We start from the raw sequence: 18242 nt of genomic DNA, 5'->3' as shown, positions 1-18242 counted from the left end.
CCATCCCGTGGGAGCGGCTTCAGCCGCGACCGATAACGGTGTCACTCTACGACGCATTGCGCCGAAAACGAAACGCTGTTTTACTAGGATCCTATCTATTAAGATCCTAACAATGCCAGACAATACCGACACCCGCGAAGACAACTTCAGCGACCTCAGCCGCTTCGGCTCCGCCATCGCGGAGACGGCGCGCGTGCTGCGCATGCGCCTGGATGAGCGGCTGCGTCCACTGGGCCTCAGCCAGTCCAAGTGGCGAGCGCTGCTGAACGTCTGGCGCAGTGGTGAGGGGCTCACGCAGAAGGCGCTGACCGAGCGCCTGGGCGTGGAAGGCCCGTCGGTGGTCGGCCTGCTGGACCGGCTGGCGGCGGACGGCTGGATCGAGCGGCTGGTGTGCAGTGACGACCGCCGGGTGCGGCGCATCTACCTCACCGACAAGGCGCGCTCCACCGTGGAGGAGATTGAGACCGTGGCGGCGGAGCTGCGCGGGGAGATTCTCGACGACATCCCCGAGCAGGAGCTGTGGCAGTGCCTGGACGTGCTGCGGCGGGTCCGTGATCAGGCGGAGCGGCTGGGATGAGCGACGGGCAGCCACACAAGGACAAGCCGGGCAAGGGCCACGGCCGCAAACTCGTCATCGCCGCCGTGGTCCTGCTGGGGCTGGTGGTGGGGGGCGGCTACTGGCTCTACAAGCAGCTCACGCTCGTCACCGAGATCGACGCGCGTGTGGAGGCCGACATGGTCACCGTGGCGTCGCGGCTACCCGGCTGGCTGGAACAGATGGACCTCAGCCAGGGCGACCGCGTCCAGGCGGGCGACGTGCTGGTGCGCGTGGACGCCCGCGAGGCGGAGCACCGCCTTGCAGTCTACGAGGCGCGGGTGGAGGCGCTGAGCCGGGAGCTGGATCAGGTGGAAGCGGAGCTGGCCCTGGCCCGCGCCCGTGACACCGCCCGGGTGGAGCGCACGCGCCGGCAGGTGAGCGTGGCCGAGGCGGACGTGGAGCGCCAGACCAGTCAGCGGGAGAAGGCGGAAGCCGATCTGGAGCGCTTGCGCGGCATGGCGCAGGACGACATGGTCTCCGAGCAGGAGGTGGACGACGCCCGCCACGGGCTGCGGCTGGCGGAGAGCGATCTGCGCTCGGCGCGGGCGCGGCTGGAAGAGGCCCGCGCCGCCGTGGACGAGGCCCGGGCCGAGGAGGCGCATCAGCAAGTGCTCGCCGCCACCGCCGCCACGCTGGACGCGCGGATCGACGCGCTCCGCGCCGAGCGCGAGGAGGCCGCGCTGGCGGTGAGCGACCGCACCGTGCGCAGCCCCATCGACGGCGTGGTGGCCGAGACCTTCGTCAATGCCGGTGAGCACGTCCAGGCGGGGCAGAACCTGCTCCTGGTGCACGAGCCCGGGGCGGTGTGGGTGAAGGCCAACATCCGCGAGACGGAGATCGCCCAGGTCGTCGAGAGCCAGCCCGTGCGCATCCGGGTGGACGGCTACCGCGGCGAGGACTTCAGCGGCCGCGTCGAGCGGATCGGCAGCGCTGCCACCAGCGAGTTCGCCCTGCTGCCGAACCCCAACCCCAGTGGCAACTTCACCAAGATCACCCAGCGCATCCCCGTGCGCATCGCCTTCGACGACCCCGATGCGAGGCTGCGCCCCGGGATGATGGTCGAGGTGCGGATTGACGTCAGAGACTGAACAGCTCTTCCAGCGCTACGGTCCGGCCTACAAGTGGCTGGCCACGGCCACGGTGATGCTGGGCACGCTGTCCATGACGCTTGCCACTACCATCGTCAACGTCGCCATCCCGGACATCATGGGCGTGTTCGGCATCGACCAGAGTCAGGCGCAGTGGCTCTCCACCGGTTTTCTCGCCGCCATGACGGCGTTCATGCTGCTCTCCGCCTGGGCGCTCAGCGCCTTCGGCATGCGCGCGGCCTACATCGGCGCCATGATCATCTTCATCCTCTCCGCCGTGGCCGGCGGCCTGAGCGTGAATGAGAACATGGTGATTCTCTCGCGGGTGGTGCAGGGCGCCATGGCCGGCATCATCCAGCCGCTGGCCATGACCATCATCTTCATGGTCTTTCCGCAGCGCCAGCGCGGCCTCGGCATGGGCATCTACGGCCTGGGCGTCATCCTCGGCCCGGCGGTGGGGCCGGCACTGGGTGGCGTCCTGGTGGACTGGTTCTCCTGGCGGGCGGTGTTCTTCCTGCCCATTCCCACCTGCCTCGTCGGCATCGCCTTCGCGATGCTGTTCCTGGGCGGCCGGGAGTCCCGCGGGCCGCGCCCGGTGTTCGACTGGGTCGGGTTCTCGTTCCTGGTCGCGTTTCTCGTATGCCTTCTGTGGGCCACCTCCAACGGCCAGCGGCTGGGGTGGAACAGCATGCTCATCCATGGCCTGCTCATGGCCGCCGCGGCGTCGCTGCTGGCGTTCATTTACTGGCAGCTCCGCTCCGACGAGCCGCTCATCAACGTGCGCATCTTCGCCGTGCCGGGGTTTGCCGCGGGCTCCATCATCGGCTTCTGCTTCGGCGCGGCGCTGTTCGGCACCACCTATCTCATCCCGCTGTTTGTCCAGGAAATCCAGCAGTTCACGGCCACCAAGGCCGGGCTACTGCTCATGCCCGCCGGGTTGGTCATGGCCCTGAGTTTCCCGCTGTCCGGGCACCTCAGCGACCGGTTGCCGCCCCACGTGCCCATTGCCATCGGCCTGGTGCTGATTGCCGTATCCTGCTTTGCGCTGGGCATGGCCGATGTGAACACCGCCTTCTGGGTGATGGTGTTCTGGATCACACTGGGGCGTGTCGGGATGGGGCTCGGGCTGCCGTCCATCAACGCCGGCTCCCTGCGCACACTGGATTTCAGCCAGGTTTCCCAGGGCGCCGGCGCGGTGAACTTCTCCCGACAACTGGGTGGCGCACTGGGTGTTAACGCGTTATCCGTGATTCTCGACCGCCGAACGTGGTTTCATACGGAAGTGATGGCGCAGACGCAGACGGCGGACAATCCGATGACCCGGCAGATGCTGGCCAGCTTCCAGGAGCTGGCGCAGCGTCTGGGGGTAAGTGCGGATCGACTGGAGCCCGAAGCGCTGCGCTTTCTGGGCGAGATGGTGTACCGGCAGGGCTACGCCCGCGGTTTCCAGGACAGCTTCATGGTCCTGGGCGTGGTGTTCCTGCTGGCGCTGATCCCGGCGTGGCTCATGGGGAGGTTGATCAAGCAATGACACTCTATCGACAGATACTGATGGCCTACGACGGCACCGAGGCCGGCCGCCTTGCCCTGGACCAGGGCGCCGAGGTGGCGAAGATGACCGGGGCCCACGTGCACCTGCTGGCGGTCCTGCGGTTGCCCGCGTCATTGGGATTCATGCAGGAAGGCTACCCCCAGAACTGGATCGACGAGCAGATGGCCGAAGTGCAGGCCAGTCTCGACGAGGGGGTGGAGCGGCTGCGCGGCTGCGGGCTGGACGTCACCGGGCACCGCCGCGAGGGCGAGCCGGTGATCGAGATCAGCCACCTGGCGAAGGAGCTCGACGCCGACCTGGTGGTGGTGGGCCACACCCCGCGCGGTCGGCTCGCCCGATGGTGGCACGGCTCCGTGGGCACGACTCTGCTTGATGAGCTCCGGTGCAGCATTCTCGTCGTGGTGCCGCGAGAAGGAGAGGACGAGGAGTAGTGGCGTGCGGTGGTGGACCTGAAGGTCCACCCTACGTGTGATCCGGGTCACACGGCGTCGTCCGGCATAGGGTGGACGTTCACGTCCACCATAAAACAACACACAACACCTGAAATTCGATGAGGAGGACCCAATGCCCGAGACCACACCCCGCGTACTGATCGTTGGCGCCGGCGCCATCGGCAGCTTCTACGGCGCCATCCTGCACCGCGGTGGTGCGCAGGTGGAGGTGGTCAGCCGCTCCGAGGCTGACGCCATCCGCGAACACGGCTTCCAGCTGCACAGCCGCGACATGGGCGATCTCTCGTTCCGGCCCGCCGCCGTCCACGAACGGGTCGAGGATGTGGCCGAGGCTCAGGATTTCGTGCTGCTGAGCGTCAAGGTGCTGGACGACCTGGACCGTGCGGCCCTGATTCGCCCGGCGGTGGGGCCGAACACCGTCATCGTGCTGGTGGAAAACGGCATCGATATCGAACGCCCCATCCACGAAGCGTTCCCGGACAATCCGCTGGTCAGCGGCCTCGCGTTCGTTGCGGTGAGCCGCACCGGCAAGGCCCAGGCCGAGCACAAGGCCTACGGGCGGCTCGTGATCGGCGAATACCCCTCTGGCGCGGGTACTGCGGCCGAGCGGCTGTCAGCACTGCTGACCGCCGGTGGCATCGAGTGCCCCGTGTCCGAGAATCTGGTCACCGAGCGCTGGCGCAAGGCGGTGTGGAATGCGGCGTTCAACCCGGTGTCCGTCATTGCCGGCGGCGCCACCACCACCACCATTCTCGACGCCCCCGGTGGTGAGGACTTCATGGTCACGCTCATGCAGGAGGTCTGTGACGTGGCCGCCGCCGCCGGTCATCCCATGCCCGGGGACCTGCCCGTGAAGAGCATCGGCGGCACCCGCAAGATGCCGCCGTACCACAACAGCATGGCGCTGGATTACCTCAACGGCCGGCCCATGGAAGTGGAAGCCATCCTCGGCAACGTCATCCGCGCCGCCGAGAGCCACGGCGTGTCCGTGCCGCATCTCGAGAGCGTGTACCGCGTCACCAAGATGTTGCAGAACCGCGTGGCCACCGAGGGGTAGAGTGGGGTGGTGGACGTGAACGTCCACCCTACGCCGGATCACGCCGTGTGACCCGGATCACCCTACGTCGATGATACGGTGGTGCCTGGGTCATGCGTAGGGTGGACCTTCAGGTCCACCGTCCCACCACCTTACCGGCCTACTGCGCCCCCATCGACGGCAGCCACAGCGAAATCTGCGGGAACATGATCAGGATGACCGTCGCCAGCAGCAGAATGAAGATGAACGGCGGCGTGCCGCGAATCACGTCAAAGTACGGCCTTCGGAACACGGCCATGGCCGTGAATATGTCACAGCCGAATGGTGGTGTGGCCGACCCGATGGCCGCCTGCAGCGTGACGATCACGCCCACGTGCACCGGATCCAGGCCGGCGGCCTGCACCAGCGGCTGGAACAGCGGGGTGAGAATCAGGATCACCACGATCGGGTCGACGAACATGCAGCCGATGAAGAAGGCCACGGCAATCAGCGCCAGCGCCGCGTACTGGTTGTCGCCGAACGTCTGCACGATGGGCGTGAGAATCTGCTGCGGCACGCCGGCCGTGGACAGCGCCTGCGAGAAGGCGTAGCCGATGGCCACGAGGATGAACACGACGGCGGTGATCATGCCCGTGGACAGGGCGATGGAGCCGATGTCCTTCAGACTCACCTTGCGGTAGATGACCACCTCGAGGATGAAGGCGTAGAGCACGGCCATGGCCGACGCGTCCACCGGGCTGAAGGTGCCGGTGTAGATGCCGCCCACCACGATGATCGGAAAGCCCAGGGGCAGGATCGCGCCCCTGAGCGCCGTCAGCCGGCCGCGCCACGGCGTGCGCTCCTCGGGCTCGATGCCCGCAATGCGCGAATACACGTAACAGTAGGCCGAGATCATCACCAGAATCATCAGCCCCGGCAGGATGCCGGCGATGAACAGGTCGCCAATGGAGGCGCCGCGCGCGATCACACCGTAGACGATCATGCCGATGCTTGGCGGAATCAGCAGCGCGATGTCGCTGGCGTTGATGATCAGCGCCAGTGAGAAGTTGTCGGAATAGCCCTTCTTCAGCAGTCGTGGGCGCATGGGTCCGCCCATGGCGACCACGGTCGCCTGGGTGGAGCCGGACACGGCGCCGAACAGCGTACAGCTCGCCGCCGTGGTGATGGGCAGGCCGCCGCGCAGGTGCCCGGCGAAAGCGCTGACCAGGTCGAGCAACCGGTTGGCCGTATGCCCCTTGGTCATGATGTCGGCGGCGAAGATGAACATGGGCACCGCGGCCAGCACCCACTGTTCCACCCCCGAGAACATCCAGCTCACTCCCTGGTCCGGCCCGAAGAAGGTCATGCCGGTGAACATCATGAACAGGGTTGCCGCAAGCAGCGGCACCATCATGGGGAAGCCCAGCAACAGCAGGACTACCATGAGGATGACCATCCAAGTCAGCATTCCGCGTGCCCTCTTGTGGAATCGGGGGTTGGCCGCATGTGCCGTGCTCCTGCCCGCTGGCTACTGTTTCTGCTGTTCTTCGCCCTGATCGCCGTCAGGGACTTCGTCGTAGCCCTCAAGCTCCGTAAACGAGCGGTAGAACTCGCGCGTCGTCAGGTTACGGAAGGCCGTGAGCCAGTACTGGATGCCCGCAAGCGTGAAGCCGATGGGCATGGAGATGTAGATCATCCACAGCGGGATGCCTAGTGCCGACGTGGAACGACCGCGATTGTAGGTGGTCTCCACGTAACCGGCAGCCTCCCACGCCATGTAGAACAGCAGGGCACCGGTGCCCAGGGAGATGGTGATGATCAGCACCTTGCGGGGAATGCCGCGGAGGGTGTCGTAGATGGCTGACATGCTGATGTGGCGGGCCCGGCGGACCGCGTAGCTCACCCCCACGAAGGTGATGAGCACGATGAGCAGTTCAGTGACTTCCGTTCGGCCGGGGACGCCGATGCGGAAGAACATGCGGCCGAGTACGTGGGACACCATGAGCACGGCCATGAGAATAATGGAGCCCGCGACGATGGTGACTTCCATGTATTCGAGCGTGCGGTCGATTACCCGAATCGCCTTCTCTGCCAGCGACCGCGGCCGCGTCTGTCCCGGTGAACCAGCACCCATGGCGCCCCTCGTCATATGGTTGTTCGGCGGTGACACCCTTTTGACAATAACGCACTTGAACGGCTTTGCACACTTTCCCGGCCGCAACTTCCGTGCGCCTCATTGGAGTGCATTGAAGCCCTTTGGTGGTGCGGCCTGCGCCGTCGAATCCCTTGCCGGCTGGAAGATAGACAGCCCTTTCCGCTGTGTTAATGTTACAGGTGGATCGCAGCTAAATCCCTTGGAGACAACACTAACGTAGAAACGGGAGGTACTGATGCTCTGGAGAAACAGTTTCTGTGCGGCGGTGGCGCTTGGCCTTGCGACGGCGGGCACGCAGGCCGCGGCATTCGAGAGTCAGACCTGGCGATTTGGCCTTGAAGAAATCGAGGGCAGCGTTCAGTACGAGTATGCGGCGAAGTTCGCAGAGCTCATGGACGAAAAATCCGACGGTGCCATCACCGTTGAACTCTATCCCTACGGCCAGCTCGGCGGCCTGACCGACATCTACGACGCCGCGCAAAGTGGCGCCATCCAGCTCGCATTCGGTTCCGGCTTCCTGGGCGGCACCGTGCCCGAGAGCCAGATCTTTAGCCTGAACTTCGTGCTCACCGACGATGAGTGGACCAACACGCAGGTGCTGAACTCCGACGAATTCCTCATGAACGAGGACTTCCAGGAGGCGTTCCGCAATCGCGACCTGCACCCCATCGCCGTGGTGCCGGAAGGCTGGCAGGTCTGGACGGCCAACCAGGAAATCCGCACGCCGGACGACATGAGCGGCCTGGCCATTCGCACCATGGACAACCGTCTGCTGCGTGAGACGTATCAGGCCTATGGCGCGGACCCGGTCACCGTCGAGTACGGCGAACTCTACTCCGCCCTGCAGCTCGGGCAGGCCGAAGGCAACATCCAGCCGGTGTTCGCCCACGAAGAGATGGCCTTCTACGAAGTGCAGGACTACATGATCTTCGCCAATCACGCCCAGTTCATCGCTACGTTCATGGGCAACCGTGACTGGTGGGACGGCCTGTCTGACGAAGAGCGTGAGATCATCCACGAAGCCCGTCAGGAGCTGGTTGAGTACATCCACGACAAGCAGCAGGAGCTCAACACCGATCGGCTGGACACCATCAAGGAAAACAGCGACATCGAGATCATTGAGCTGAGCCAGGACGAGCGCGACGCGTTCGCCGAACTCGCCCACCCGGTGCGTCAGACCTTCGTCGACATGACGGGGGAGCGTGGTGAGCGTATGCTCGACAAGCTTCTCAACCTTGTGCAGGAAGCACAGTTGGAAGAAGAGGACGAATAAGCCCCTACGCTGTTCCATCCTCAATACGGCGGCCCGGTCATGATTCATGGCCGGGCCGTTTTCGTTCCCGGCGGCGAAAACCATCCGTCCGTGCCATGCTTAACGGTGGATGATGGTGGATGTAAACGTCCACCCTACAGGCGATGGCTTGGGCCCGGCCCCGGCGTAGGGTGGACTTTCAGATCCACCATAGACAGCCACCGACTCAACCGCCAAAGGAGCCATTACGATGGTTGCCAAGACGTCCGGGACAATGCCACTGGGTACGCCGCTACCCCCGTTCCGACTTCGGGATACCGACGGCAACATCGTCGCAAGCACCGACTTCGCCGACGACGACGCCCTGCTGGTGATCTTCATGTGCAATCACTGCCCGTTTGTGCGCCACCTCAGCCAGCAGCTGGCCAGCTTTGCCCGGGAATACATGCCCCGTGGTCTGGCGGTGGTCGGCATCAATGCCAATGATGCCCAGCGCTACCCCGATGACAGCTTCGACGCCATGAAACGCGAGAAGGCGCGGGTGGGCTATCCCTTCCCCTATCTCCACGACGAGGATCAGTCGGTGGCGCACGCATTCGGTGCGCGCTGCACGCCCGAATTCTTCCTTTTCGACAGTGAGCGCGAACTGGTCTATCAGGGTCAGTTCGACGGCAGTCGCCCGGGCAATGGCGTACCGGTGACCGGGGATGACCTGCGTGCCGCAGTAACCGCCGCACTCACCGGTAATGAAGTCGATGCGGAGCAGGTGCCGAGCATGGGGTGCAGCATCAAGTGGAAACCCGGCAACGCCCCGTAACCCGCCGGGTGGACGTTCACGCCCACCATCGACTAACCTCTCCCCCTCAAACAAAAACCATCGATTGGCAAGGAGGCCGATCATGTCCCGTTACTGCCGCACCCGCGTGCCGGGTGGCACGTATTTCTTCACCGTCGTCACCCACGACCGCCTCCCGCTGTTCACCAGTGACGCCAACGTCCAGCGGCTGCGCACCGCGCTCCGGCGTACCCACCAGGCACATCCGTTCCGCATCGACGCCATGGTCGTTCTGCCCGACCATTTGCACGCACTCTGGACGCTGCCCGCGGACGACGCGGACTATCCGCGCCGATGGAAGATCCTGAAGGCGCTGTTCACCCAGTCGCAGCCGGATCTTCCCGGTGAATACGCCCGCCGCGCAGGCGGTGCACCGGTGTGGCAGCGCCGGTACCGGGAGCACCTCATTCGCGACGAGACCGACTTCCGGCGGCATCGGGACTACATCCACTACAACCCGGTGAAGCACGGCCTGGTCGCCCACCCCGGCGCATGGCCGCACAGCAGCTTCCACCGAGCCGTGGAAAGAGGGTGGTACCCACCGGATTGGGGTGCATCGGAGCCGCAGACCGTGGTTGGCGTGGAGTTCGAGTGATCAGACCTTGATCCGCTTCGCGATCTCCGGATTCTCCCGCAGCGCCTCCAGGTCGCTTTCGTCAGGCACCTGCGGGCGATCCCGCCCCCGGTCGACGATGCAGAGAAACCCTAATGGTTCATCGGTGGTGGCGTGGAATTGATGCCATTGATGGGGCGCAATGTAGACGCAATCGTGAAGACCAATGGATTCCACACGATCGTGCAGCACAACCTCTCCGGCGCCGCGGATGATCACCACTGAATGGGGGTGTTCGTGGTGTTCCAGCGAGGAATAGCCGCCCGGCTGGATCTCGAAATAGCGGGTAATGAAATTCAGCCGTTCCTCGCCCGCCTCCTCACCCAGCAGCGTTTGCCGGTGAATATCCCGAAAGCCGGTGCCGTCGGTCTTGTATTCCTTCACCGGCACATCCCAGCGGTAGTCATTTGCGCGAACGATTCTGGCCATGGTGACTCCGGTTGATTCAGGTTCGCCCGATCGCTGCCCGCAGCGTCTCGGTTGCGGCGGTGAGGTCGCCCTGCTGATACAGGCTTCCGCCAATCAGCAATATGGTATCGGTGCCGTACTGGTCAAGCCAGCCACGGGCGCGGGCGGCATCCATGCCTCCGCCCGGCGTGGGCGCGGCGGCGGGCAGGCCGCCCAGGGCGTAGCGCAGGCGGTGGTTGATCGCCTCACAGGTGGCCAGGCTGAAGCCGAACCGGCCGCCCGTGTTGGGGTAGATGGACGCGTCAGCGCCGGCCAGCCGGAACAGGTCACCCAGCAGCAGCTCCGGCGATATCCCGTGCTCCGGCCGGAAATGGCTGCCGGTCAGCGCCGGATGCGCCATCAGGGCCAGGCCGAAACGGTCCCGTGCCCAGCGCATGGCGTCCAGCCCGGTAATCCACGGGCTGATCAGCACGCCCTGGCAGCCGGCGTCCTTCGCCGCCTGCAGGCGCTCTTCCAGCACCGGCCACGGTGCGGTGACATTGGGGAAGTAGAGGCTGTTGCCGCCGGTTTCCGCGTTGGCGCGGGTAACAGCCTCCTGGCAGGCGGCAAGACGGTCGGCGAAGGGGGCGTCCACCTGGTTGGCCACGCCGTGGTCGTCCTTGATGATGTCCATGCCACCGCGGGCGAACGCGTAGGCCCGCTCCGCCAGCGCGCGGGCGCTCAGCCCAACGGGCTTGAGTGCCGTACACAGCAGCCCCTGGTTCGCCGGTGCTCCGGCCATCCGGCGGATGCCGTCCATGCCGTGGGCAGGCCCGCCAACGGCGTCCAGCACGCTGTCGGGCCAGCGGATGTCCGTGAGCCGGATGCCGTCCTTCATGGAGATATTGCCGAACAGCGTGTTGAGCAACTGCGTGAGTTCGCCGTCGAACAGCGCGCTGTCGAAGCTGATGGTGCAGTGGAACCGGTGGTCGGGCAGAGGGTCCAGGCGCTCGATGCGGCCCACAAGCCGGTCGCGGATGGCATCGGGGACACAGTCTTTCGGCAGCTCCACGGTCTGCTCCAGGGCGATGTCACGGGCCTTGGTGTCGGCGTCTTCGTCTGCCTGGCAAGTGAGCAGGTAATCCACCTGCATGCGGTCGGCCATGATGTCAGGTCTCCTTTGCGGGCCGGGTGGCCGGTTTTCCTGGGCCACCGCGGGTGGTGAGAACGCCCGCCAGCACCACCAGCAGCATGCCAATGAATGTGGGCGTGTCCAGGTATTCGTCCCAGAAGAGCCAGCCGTAGATGGCGCCGAACACCACCGAGACGTAGGTGAATGGCCCGATCTGTCCGGCGGGCGCCAGCGCGTAGGCGCGGGTGAGCAGTAACTGTGCGGTGGTGGCGCAAAGCCCCATGCCCAGCAGCCAAAGCAGTGCGCGTGGTTCGGGTGTCTGCCATGTCCACAGCAGTGGCACGGCGGAGATCAGTGTGGCGAACGCGCCGAACCAGAACACGATGCGCACCGCCGGCTCGGTGCGGCTCATGCGGCGGATCGTCACCTTGGCGAGACCCGCCAGGACGGCGCCGAGCAGGCCCACAACCGCCACCAGCTGAATGCCGTCGGCGTCGGGCTGCAGAATGAACGCGACGCCGATGAATCCCACCGCAATGGCCACCTTGGCACTGTTGGGGATGGTCTCGGAGAGCCACAGCAGCGCGATCAGCGGGATGAAGAACGGCGCCGTCAGCTTGAACAGCAGCGCCTCCGCCAGCGCCATGTGGGCGATGGTGTAGAAGAAGCAGTACATCGCCGCCACACCCACCGCCGCGCGCATGAAGTGCAGGTGCGGCACGGTGGTTTTCAGGCTTGCCCAGCCGTTGCGCAGCACCAGCGGCATCAGCACCGCCAGGCCGAAGAGGTTGCGGAAGAACACCAGCATCGCCTCGGGCATGGTCTCCGCCAGCACCTTTACCGCCGCGCTCATGCTCGCGAGCAGAAATTCGGAGATGACGATGAACAGGGCACCGAGCAGCAGGTTACGTTGCATTGAGGGCAGGCGGCGGCGGAATGGGCCGGCGAGTGTACCGCAAAACGGGTCACCCCGCCCGCTGAGCGATCTCCACGGTGTTGCCGCCTGCGCCCCTGGCGAGCTGCACCGCGCTGTCGGCGGCCAGCATCAGTTCGTCCGCGGTAATGGCGAGATCAGGGTAGCCGGCGACGCCGACGGAGGCGGGCACCCCCTGGATGACCTGCTGCCCCAGGGGAAACTCCAGCGCCGCGATCTGGTCGCGCAGATGCTCGGCGCGCAGCCGCGTGTCGTTCAGGTCGGCGTCCGGCATGACCACCACGAAGGTGTCATCGTCAATGCGGCACGCGGCGTCGGACCCGCGGAAGCTTGACTGCAGCAGCCCGCCCACGGCCTGCAGCAGGCGGTCGCCGGCGGTGCGGCCGTGTTCCAGATTGAATCCGGAGAGGCCGTCCAGGTCCAGCTGGATCAGGCCAAGAGGGCGTTTCACGCGCCTGCAGCGGTGGAGCTCCCGCTGCAGGGTGTCTTCGAGGTAACGACGGTTGAACAGCCCGGTCAACGGCTCGCGCACGGAGCGGTGGCGGGCGTTGGTCTGCAGGGCGAGGCCGGCCAGGGCGAGGCCGGCCGCTTCCGCGATAATATGCGCAGACGCCGTGTCCGCCTCAGTTGCACTGCTGTGGTCGAGCCACACGCGGAACTCGCCCACGGCAACCCCCGCGCCGGCCAGGTCGAGCTGCAGGGCAGGGAAGGTGTCTCCGCGGCTGATGCGATCCAGCGCATCGGGCATGGTCTGCGGGCGGCTGGCGCCTTCGATCCAGAGCGTGGCGGCGTCCCAGTAGGCGGCGAGATTGGCGCCGCCACCTTCCGGTGCGCGCAGCAGCACGACGCAGCCAGCCGCGGGCATCATGCGGCGCGCCGCGCCGGCCATGCGCTCAAGCACACCCCGCGTGTCCGTTTGCCGGGCGATGGCCGTGATGACTTCAGCAACGGTGGCGAGAAGCGCCGGGTCGCCGGTTAGCGGGCGGTCGGCCTCGCGGGCGCGCGCCTCGTCCAGCCGTCTTGTGGCCTCCGCCTGGGCGTCGGCAGCCGCTGCCAGCAGCGTGACCAGATCGCGGGGGTCCTTGGCATCCGTCATCGCCGGTCGTCCTCTGTGTGGTCTCCGCGCGCCCTGCGCGCCGCCGAGCGTACCGTACCGTAGTACTTCAGCGCCATGATGGGCGAGCCGATCACGGCGGCGGCGATCAGCACGAACGCGATCAGCATCGCCCAGTCGGGCAGGACAGGCCAGATCCAGACGAAAAACCCGTACAGCAGCGTGACGTAGGCGGCCACCACCAGCCCCGCGCCGACTGCCGCGAGCAGCAATCGGCCCATGCTCAGCTCAGGTCCTCGTTGTGCCACTCGTTGAGCAGGCAGCGCACCTTGCCGAGGAATGGCCATGCAACCAGGGACTGGGCCAGCCGCATGGTGGAGTTCTGCGCTTCGTCGCTGATCAGGCAGGAATCCAGATCCCGGGCGATGCCGGTGAGTGCCATGATGTCATCTTCCAGTTGCTGAATCGCCTCAATGGGGGTGACGCCGTCGATGTGGGTGACGTTGACGTGCTTGCCCCAGTAACTGCTTGGCACCATGGCCAGCATGAACGGCCGTGCGTCCGCCTCCATGGCCGCGTTGAGGTTCATCGGCAGATGCAGCGGCGGCAGATGCAGGTCCACCGGCGCGGTCACGATCTCCATGTGGTAGCAGTTGTCCGGCACCGGCCCGTCGTATTGCTGGTGGGCCAGCTCGCCCAGGTCGCTTTCATGGATCTTCACCACCACGTCGGCGCTGGTCTTCTGGAAATCGATCCACTGCTTGTAGGCGGCCTCGCGCCGCTGGATCTCGCTCTCCAGCTCGGCCGGATCGTGGCCGCGGTAGGAGACGTCGCGCTCGAACTTCCAGCGCCACTTCACGTCCCGGTCGGTGTCCACGTACAGCGCGAAATCGAGCTGGGGCAGCAGATGCTGATACAGCGCGTGCAGCCCCTCGATCACCACCACCGGCGCCGGGCGCACGATCTGCGGCGCGTCGAAGCAGCCGGTCTGGTGGTTGTACACTGGTACTTCCACCGGCTTGCCCGCGCGCAGCGCGCGCAGGTGCTCCTCCACCAGGTCCAGGTGATTGTTGGCGGGATCAAGCGGCAGGCGGCCACTGCGCCGCCGCTGGGCGCGGTCCTCCCGGTGGTAACCGTCCAGGGGGATGGAGGTGACCATGTCGTTGCCCAGCAGCCGCCGTATGCCGTGGGTGTAGGTGGTCTTGCCGCTGCCGCTGTCCCCCGCCACACCAAGCAGAATGGGCCGCCGCGCGCCCTGGAGCAGGGTGCGGAGGTCGTCCGATGGAATGGCGTCGGCAGGCAGCGTCATGAAGCCGGATCTCCGTGCAGAGTGGGGCCGCAGGCGGCCGGATAGTGGCGACGGACCCGAGGGCCTGTCAAACGCCTGTCACTCCCGCGATGGTGACATTTCGGCGCAGGTTTCTTACCTTACTGAGACTCATGGGCGAGCGCCGGGAGGACCCGCGGCCGCTGCGCCTGATCCATAGAGAATACCGCAAAACCCGGGGGATTCATGAGCCTGAAAACAACCGACCTGTGCGACGACCATTCGGACAACCTCAGCATCGCCAGCCCCATGTTCCGCGACTTCGGCGGCCGGCGCGAGTTTCATGGCCCGATCAGCACGGTCAAGGTCTTCGAGGACAACTCCCTGGTGCGCGAGGCGTTGAGCGAGCCCGGCGAGGGCCGGGTGCTGGTGGTGGACGGCGGCGGCTCCATGCGCTGCGCCCTCCTGGGCGACAACATCGCCGAGCTGGCCATAAACAACGGCTGGAACGGTGTCGTGGTATACGGCTGCATTCGCGATTCCGCCGACATCGCGACCATGGATATCGGCGTCAAGGCACTGAACACCCATCCGCTCAAGAGTGTCAAAAAGGGCGTCGGCGAGCGGGATGTGTCGGTGACATTTGCCGGGATTACCATCCGCGCCGGTCAGTATCTGTATGCTGACGAAGATGGCCTGATCGTCGCGCAGGAGGCGCTGCACCAGGCCTGAAGCAACAACAAAAGCCAACAACAACCGGCACCGCCGGGGAGGTGAAGTCCATGGATCAGCCCGTCAGCACACTGCTCGACAAGCGCCCAGGCGATATCCACACCGTGGATGTGGGTGCCAGCGCCGCCGACGCAGTCCGCACCATGAACCAGGCCCACGTGGGCTGTGTGGCCGTGATGGACAACGGCCGCCTCGCAGGCATCTTCACCGAGCGCGACGTGCTGCGCCGTGTCGTGGAGAGCCACCGGGATCCTTCACAGACGCCGGTCGCGGACGTCATGACCAGCGACGTGGTGGTCATTAGCCCGTCGGACACCCTGCAGCATGCCATGGTGCTGGTGAACACCCGCAACTGCCGGCACCTGCCGGTGATGGACGGCGACACGCTGGTGGGCATGGTCTCGGTGCGCGACCTCATCGGTGCCGTGGTGGACGGCCAGGAACACCGCATCGCCGAGCTCACCGACTACATCTATGGTGGCTACGGCCTGCAGGCCCGTGTCGATGCATGAGTGACGACGGCGTCCGTGTGGACAAATGGCTCTGGGCGGCGCGGTTCTTCAAGACCCGCCGCCTGGCCACCGAGGCCATCCAGGGTGGCAAGGTCGAGCTGAACGACACCCGTGCCAAGCCCGCCAAGCTCGTGCGCCCCGGCGACGAGCTACGGGTGCGCAAGGACGCCTACGAATTCCACATCATCGTGCGCGACCTCTCCGACAAACGCGGCCCCGCCAAAGTGGCTGAGAGCCTCTACGAGGAAACCTCCGAGAGCATCGCCCGTCGCGAAGAGACCCGCGAGCAGCTCAAGGCTCAGAACGCCGCATTCCCCCTGCCGAAGTCCCGCCCCGATAAACACGACCGCAAGCAGCTCGCCCGATTCAAGCGCAACACGGAATGATGTGGTGTTGGAACGATGGTGCTCAGACGCTAATGGTTTGAGAAGCCCAGTAGGGTGGACCTTCAGGTCCACCATCCCATCGCACCCTGGCGGCGTTGGCGGACGTAAACGTCCCCCCGACGATCGCTCACGCGAAGGCTGGACCTTCAGGTCCGGCAAAACTACAGTTCAAGTAAGCCCGCTGAACAAACAGAACAACCAGCCCGGGAGGAGAGGCACCCATGCGGCACTGGTACGCCGTCCAATGCAAAGCCAAGGAAGACCACCGCGCCGAAGAGCACCTCAACAACCAGGGCTTCCACGTCTTCCGCCCCATGCTTCGGCAACGCCGCCGACGCAGCGGCCGTATGGCGACCGTGACAGAGTCCCTGTTTCCGCGCTATCTCTTTATCGAGCTCGACGATGTCACCGACAACTGGGCGCCGATCCGTTCCACCCGCGGAGTGCTGGGGCTGGTGCGATTCGGCACCTATCCCACCCCGGTGCCGTCCAGCATCATCGACACCCTCACCCGCCAGCTCGACCCGGAGACCGGCTGCGTGGACCTCACGCAGACGACCGATTACAAACCCAACGAGCCCGTGCAGATAACCGAAGGGCCCTTCGCCGGCTACCAGGGCCTGTTCCAGGCGCGTAACGGTGAAGAGCGGGTCATCGTGCTGCTGGACGTCATGCAGCAGTCCCAGCGCATCACGTTGCCCGAACAGGCGATTAGTCGTTCCTGACTTTCAAAGGGGGGCGTGCTGGGCTGCTGCTGAGGCAGATGGACTCTACCCCTATTCAGCCAAAGGGTTTGGGGTGCAGGTGCTCTGGCAGGTCCCACCCCATTTCCGAATAGCGGCGAAGGTTCGGGGCGTGCGCTGCCACCGCCCGGATGTCGTCTTGAGACGGGAGGACGCGGAAGCCCGCAATCGAGTGCGACAGCGGTGCGTCGACGCCGGTATTCAGAGCGATCTCCACCGGCCCATCGGGCGCCCTGTACCGGCGCCCGCTATTACGATGCCCGTAGTGCGTGCGGGCAGTCTCGATGGATAAATGCCCGGAGAGGGCTGCGATCTCCAGCGGAGACAGGCCGCTCGCTTTGGCGTCGGCGATGAACTGGTGACGGGCACTATAGAGCGAGTAAAACTGCTTGCGCCGCGGCCACAATTTTTTATGTGCATCCTGGAGGTATCGAGAACACCGCTGGCGGATGGATTCGTACTCAAAAGTGCCCGCAACAGCATCGATCATTAGGTTTGCCGCGTCCAACTCTTCCTGGGACATGTCCGCGATAAAGACATGCCGGAAGGGCCCGAACGCACGGCGCCCTGACTCATTCGCGCCATCACTGGCACGATACTTCTTGTTCTTGACCATCATCCAGTCGCCGTCGATTTTTGCACCCCACCACTCCGATGGGCGCAGCCCGAACGCCCTACCTGCGATGAGCCAGCAGATGATGATGGACCGGATTGGATCGCTGTTCTTTCGCTCTAAGCGCAGCTCCTGTTTCTCAAGGAACAGGAGCAACTCACGTAGATCATCATCCGGCAACTTTCGGAGGCGATGCGCGGTCCCTTCGCGCTCGCTCGTTGCAACGCGGCCGCCAGTCAGCGCATCGAGATGCTGTAGCAGGTCGATCGGAGCGACATCCCCGAGGATTGCAACCAGTCCCCGGCGGTAGAGCCGCCACGTGGAGGGGCTTGTTTTCCCTGCAAGCGCACTCGCCCACTCCTTGAAAGCATCCGGGTTATCGCGCCACTCCATATCGCTTTCACGCTCGTAGCGCGACAACAGCCACTCGCCGCGGTCGCGGTACGCCGCCTGTGTCTTGGCTGTTGCCTTTCCATTTTCGTTCGCTTTCTGTGCCATGGACTTATTATTTAGTGACTCACTTCTACAGCCAATGACGGGGTGGTCTCGTGGCATTGGTTGTTCGTTGCGGCCTGTTAACGTCTTGCCAGATTGGCCAATGACACAAAAGGGTGAGCCCGATGAGCAGCACTGTGTACCGGCAAGGCGACAAAGTGATGCAGATCAAGAACAACTACGGCATCGACGTCATGAACGGCGACACCGGCCGCGTGACAGCCGTCAACGCGGACGACCGCGCGATGGAGGTTCGTTTCGGCAACCGGGCGGTCGAGGTCAACGGCGAAAAGCTCAACCGGGTTCTACCCCGATTTTACGGACGCTTCTAAAAAGCCCGATACTGGGCAAAAGGAGTGTTCATGTCGAAGAGAAGACGATACAGCGAAGAGTTCAAGCGCGGCGCGGTCGAGCAGGCGCGGCAGCC

22 protein-coding genes are annotated in these 18242 nt (G+C 65.0%); 13 read left to right on the top strand and 9 right to left on the bottom strand.

Annotated features, from left to right (window positions below):
- Positions 1-112: 112 nt before the first annotated feature.
- The 5 genes from ACNSTU_RS13655 (at position 113) to ACNSTU_RS13635 (ending at position 4747) form a co-directional block, all read left to right on the top strand.
- Positions 113-577, top strand: a complete 465-nt coding sequence (locus ACNSTU_RS13655; RefSeq protein ID WP_290631049.1) for a MarR family winged helix-turn-helix transcriptional regulator — start codon at positions 113-115, stop codon at positions 575-577.
- Positions 574-1686 carry an HlyD family secretion protein gene (locus ACNSTU_RS13650; protein WP_418212490.1) on the top strand — a complete coding sequence of 371 codons (1113 nt, stop codon included), beginning with the start codon at positions 574-576 and terminating at the stop codon, positions 1684-1686. The genes ACNSTU_RS13655 and ACNSTU_RS13650 overlap by 4 nt, the downstream gene beginning before the upstream one ends.
- The gene (locus ACNSTU_RS13645) at positions 1670-3217 is read left to right on the top strand and encodes a DHA2 family efflux MFS transporter permease subunit (protein WP_290637853.1); all 1548 of its coding nucleotides are present in this window, start codon (positions 1670-1672) and stop codon (positions 3215-3217) included. Before ACNSTU_RS13650 ends, ACNSTU_RS13645 begins: the two co-directional genes overlap by 17 nt.
- Positions 3214-3669: a universal stress protein gene (locus tag ACNSTU_RS13640; RefSeq protein ID WP_290633489.1), complete on the top strand. Its 456-nt coding sequence runs from the start codon at positions 3214-3216 to the stop codon at positions 3667-3669. Before ACNSTU_RS13645 ends, ACNSTU_RS13640 begins: the two co-directional genes overlap by 4 nt.
- A 133-nt stretch (positions 3670-3802) precedes the next feature.
- Positions 3803-4747, top strand: coding sequence for a ketopantoate reductase family protein (locus ACNSTU_RS13635; RefSeq protein WP_290633487.1), 945 nt, complete (start codon positions 3803-3805; stop codon positions 4745-4747).
- A gap of 139 nt (positions 4748-4886) precedes the next feature.
- Here the strand turns inward: ACNSTU_RS13635 and ACNSTU_RS13630 are convergent, their stop codons facing one another.
- Both ACNSTU_RS13630 and ACNSTU_RS13625 read right to left on the bottom strand, forming a co-directional pair.
- Complete coding sequence (locus ACNSTU_RS13630) at positions 4887-6173, bottom strand: TRAP transporter large permease (protein WP_290633485.1); 1287 nt, start codon at positions 6171-6173, stop codon at positions 4887-4889.
- A 60-nt stretch (positions 6174-6233) separates the two neighbouring features.
- A complete protein-coding gene (locus ACNSTU_RS13625; RefSeq protein WP_290633483.1) occupies positions 6234-6839 on the bottom strand; it encodes a TRAP transporter small permease in 606 nt (201 codons plus the stop codon).
- Positions 6840-7095: 256 nt separating this feature from the next.
- On the opposite strand from ACNSTU_RS13625, the gene dctP reads away from it, so the two are divergent.
- The 3 genes from dctP (at position 7096) to ACNSTU_RS13610 (ending at position 9542) form a co-directional block, all read left to right on the top strand.
- On the top strand, positions 7096-8133 hold the full coding sequence (gene dctP, locus ACNSTU_RS13620) for a TRAP transporter substrate-binding protein DctP (protein WP_418212489.1): 1038 nt from the start codon (positions 7096-7098) through the stop codon (positions 8131-8133).
- Positions 8134-8362: 229 nt separating this feature from the next.
- Positions 8363-8929, top strand: coding sequence for a thioredoxin family protein (locus ACNSTU_RS13615; protein WP_418212488.1), 567 nt, complete (start codon positions 8363-8365; stop codon positions 8927-8929).
- Between the two features lie 82 nt (positions 8930-9011).
- A complete protein-coding gene (locus ACNSTU_RS13610) occupies positions 9012-9542 on the top strand; it encodes an REP-associated tyrosine transposase (RefSeq protein WP_418212487.1) in 531 nt (176 codons plus the stop codon).
- On the opposite strand, the gene ACNSTU_RS13605 is transcribed toward ACNSTU_RS13610, so the two are convergent.
- Genes ACNSTU_RS13605 through ACNSTU_RS13580 form a run of 6 tightly spaced genes read right to left on the bottom strand, consistent with a single transcriptional unit; the run spans position 9543 to position 14376 of the window.
- Positions 9543-9989, bottom strand: coding sequence for a cupin domain-containing protein (locus tag ACNSTU_RS13605; RefSeq protein ID WP_418212486.1), 447 nt, complete (start codon positions 9987-9989; stop codon positions 9543-9545).
- 16 nt (positions 9990-10005) lie between these two features.
- On the bottom strand, positions 10006-11112 hold the full coding sequence (locus tag ACNSTU_RS13600) for a RuBisCO large subunit C-terminal-like domain-containing protein (RefSeq protein WP_418212485.1): 1107 nt from the start codon (positions 11110-11112) through the stop codon (positions 10006-10008).
- 4 nt (positions 11113-11116) lie between these two features.
- Positions 11117-11995, bottom strand: coding sequence for a DMT family transporter (locus ACNSTU_RS13595; RefSeq protein WP_418212484.1), 879 nt, complete (start codon positions 11993-11995; stop codon positions 11117-11119).
- Positions 11996-12044: 49 nt separating this feature from the next.
- Positions 12045-13109 (bottom strand): GGDEF domain-containing protein, encoded by a 1065-nt coding sequence (locus tag ACNSTU_RS13590; RefSeq protein WP_418212483.1) that lies wholly within the window; start codon positions 13107-13109, stop codon positions 12045-12047.
- Positions 13106-13348, bottom strand: coding sequence for a hypothetical protein (locus tag ACNSTU_RS13585; RefSeq protein WP_418212482.1), 243 nt, complete (start codon positions 13346-13348; stop codon positions 13106-13108). The genes ACNSTU_RS13590 and ACNSTU_RS13585 overlap by 4 nt, the downstream gene beginning before the upstream one ends.
- Positions 13349-13350: 2 nt before the next feature.
- Complete coding sequence (locus ACNSTU_RS13580) at positions 13351-14376, bottom strand: phosphoribulokinase (RefSeq protein WP_418212481.1); 1026 nt, start codon at positions 14374-14376, stop codon at positions 13351-13353.
- A 204-nt stretch (positions 14377-14580) separates the two neighbouring features.
- Between ACNSTU_RS13580 and rraA the strand changes: the two genes are divergently transcribed.
- The 4 genes from rraA (at position 14581) to rfaH (ending at position 16689) form a co-directional block, all read left to right on the top strand.
- Positions 14581-15066, top strand: coding sequence for a ribonuclease E activity regulator RraA (gene rraA / locus ACNSTU_RS13575; protein ID WP_091642274.1), 486 nt, complete (start codon positions 14581-14583; stop codon positions 15064-15066).
- 50 nt (positions 15067-15116) lie between these two features.
- Positions 15117-15578, top strand: coding sequence for a CBS domain-containing protein (locus ACNSTU_RS13570; RefSeq protein WP_418212480.1), 462 nt, complete (start codon positions 15117-15119; stop codon positions 15576-15578).
- Positions 15575-15964: an RNA-binding S4 domain-containing protein gene (locus tag ACNSTU_RS13565; protein WP_418212479.1), complete on the top strand. Its 390-nt coding sequence runs from the start codon at positions 15575-15577 to the stop codon at positions 15962-15964. Before ACNSTU_RS13570 ends, ACNSTU_RS13565 begins: the two co-directional genes overlap by 4 nt.
- A 221-nt stretch (positions 15965-16185) precedes the next feature.
- Complete coding sequence (rfaH, locus tag ACNSTU_RS13560) at positions 16186-16689, top strand: transcription/translation regulatory transformer protein RfaH (RefSeq protein ID WP_418212478.1); 504 nt, start codon at positions 16186-16188, stop codon at positions 16687-16689.
- Positions 16690-16744: 55 nt separating this feature from the next.
- Here rfaH and ACNSTU_RS13555 read toward each other — a convergent pair whose 3' ends face one another.
- Positions 16745-17818, bottom strand: a complete 1074-nt coding sequence (locus ACNSTU_RS13555; protein WP_418212477.1) for a hypothetical protein — start codon at positions 17816-17818, stop codon at positions 16745-16747.
- Positions 17819-17940: 122 nt separating this feature from the next.
- Between ACNSTU_RS13555 and ACNSTU_RS13550 the strand changes: the two genes are divergently transcribed.
- A complete protein-coding gene (locus ACNSTU_RS13550; RefSeq protein ID WP_418212476.1) occupies positions 17941-18147 on the top strand; it encodes a hypothetical protein in 207 nt (68 codons plus the stop codon).
- The last annotated feature ends 95 nt before the right edge of the window (positions 18148-18242 follow it).

This window comes from Aquisalimonas sp. APHAB1-3 (assembly GCF_048323695.1).
Taxonomy (GTDB): domain Bacteria; phylum Pseudomonadota; class Gammaproteobacteria; order Nitrococcales; family Aquisalimonadaceae; genus Aquisalimonas.
This window is presented reverse-complemented; position numbering and strand designations above follow the sequence as displayed.

Coding starts and splice junctions, on each gene's coding strand:
- ACNSTU_RS13650 (WP_418212490.1), top strand. CDS start 574: ATGAGCGACGGGCAGCCACACAAGGACAAGCCGGGCAAGGGCCACGGC.
- ACNSTU_RS13625 (WP_290633483.1), bottom strand. CDS start 6,839: ATGGGTGCTGGTTCACCGGGACAGACGCGGCCGCGGTCGCTGGCAGAG.
- ACNSTU_RS13605 (WP_418212486.1), bottom strand. CDS start 9,989: ATGGCCAGAATCGTTCGCGCAAATGACTACCGCTGGGATGTGCCGGTG.
- ACNSTU_RS13635 (WP_290633487.1), top strand. CDS start 3,803: ATGCCCGAGACCACACCCCGCGTACTGATCGTTGGCGCCGGCGCCATC.
- dctP (WP_418212489.1), top strand. CDS start 7,096: ATGCTCTGGAGAAACAGTTTCTGTGCGGCGGTGGCGCTTGGCCTTGCG.
- ACNSTU_RS13555 (WP_418212477.1), bottom strand. CDS start 17,818: ATGGCACAGAAAGCGAACGAAAATGGAAAGGCAACAGCCAAGACACAG.
- ACNSTU_RS13655 (WP_290631049.1), top strand. CDS start 113: ATGCCAGACAATACCGACACCCGCGAAGACAACTTCAGCGACCTCAGC.
- ACNSTU_RS13615 (WP_418212488.1), top strand. CDS start 8,363: ATGGTTGCCAAGACGTCCGGGACAATGCCACTGGGTACGCCGCTACCC.
- ACNSTU_RS13570 (WP_418212480.1), top strand. CDS start 15,117: ATGGATCAGCCCGTCAGCACACTGCTCGACAAGCGCCCAGGCGATATC.
- ACNSTU_RS13585 (WP_418212482.1), bottom strand. CDS start 13,348: ATGGGCCGATTGCTGCTCGCGGCAGTCGGCGCGGGGCTGGTGGTGGCC.
- rraA (WP_091642274.1), top strand. CDS start 14,581: ATGAGCCTGAAAACAACCGACCTGTGCGACGACCATTCGGACAACCTC.
- ACNSTU_RS13595 (WP_418212484.1), bottom strand. CDS start 11,995: ATGCAACGTAACCTGCTGCTCGGTGCCCTGTTCATCGTCATCTCCGAA.
- ACNSTU_RS13600 (WP_418212485.1), bottom strand. CDS start 11,112: ATGGCCGACCGCATGCAGGTGGATTACCTGCTCACTTGCCAGGCAGAC.
- ACNSTU_RS13640 (WP_290633489.1), top strand. CDS start 3,214: ATGACACTCTATCGACAGATACTGATGGCCTACGACGGCACCGAGGCC.
- rfaH (WP_418212478.1), top strand. CDS start 16,186: ATGCGGCACTGGTACGCCGTCCAATGCAAAGCCAAGGAAGACCACCGC.
- ACNSTU_RS13580 (WP_418212481.1), bottom strand. CDS start 14,376: ATGACGCTGCCTGCCGACGCCATTCCATCGGACGACCTCCGCACCCTG.
- ACNSTU_RS13610 (WP_418212487.1), top strand. CDS start 9,012: ATGTCCCGTTACTGCCGCACCCGCGTGCCGGGTGGCACGTATTTCTTC.
- ACNSTU_RS13630 (WP_290633485.1), bottom strand. CDS start 6,173: ATGCTGACTTGGATGGTCATCCTCATGGTAGTCCTGCTGTTGCTGGGC.
- ACNSTU_RS13550 (WP_418212476.1), top strand. CDS start 17,941: ATGAGCAGCACTGTGTACCGGCAAGGCGACAAAGTGATGCAGATCAAG.
- ACNSTU_RS13590 (WP_418212483.1), bottom strand. CDS start 13,109: ATGACGGATGCCAAGGACCCCCGCGATCTGGTCACGCTGCTGGCAGCG.
- ACNSTU_RS13565 (WP_418212479.1), top strand. CDS start 15,575: ATGAGTGACGACGGCGTCCGTGTGGACAAATGGCTCTGGGCGGCGCGG.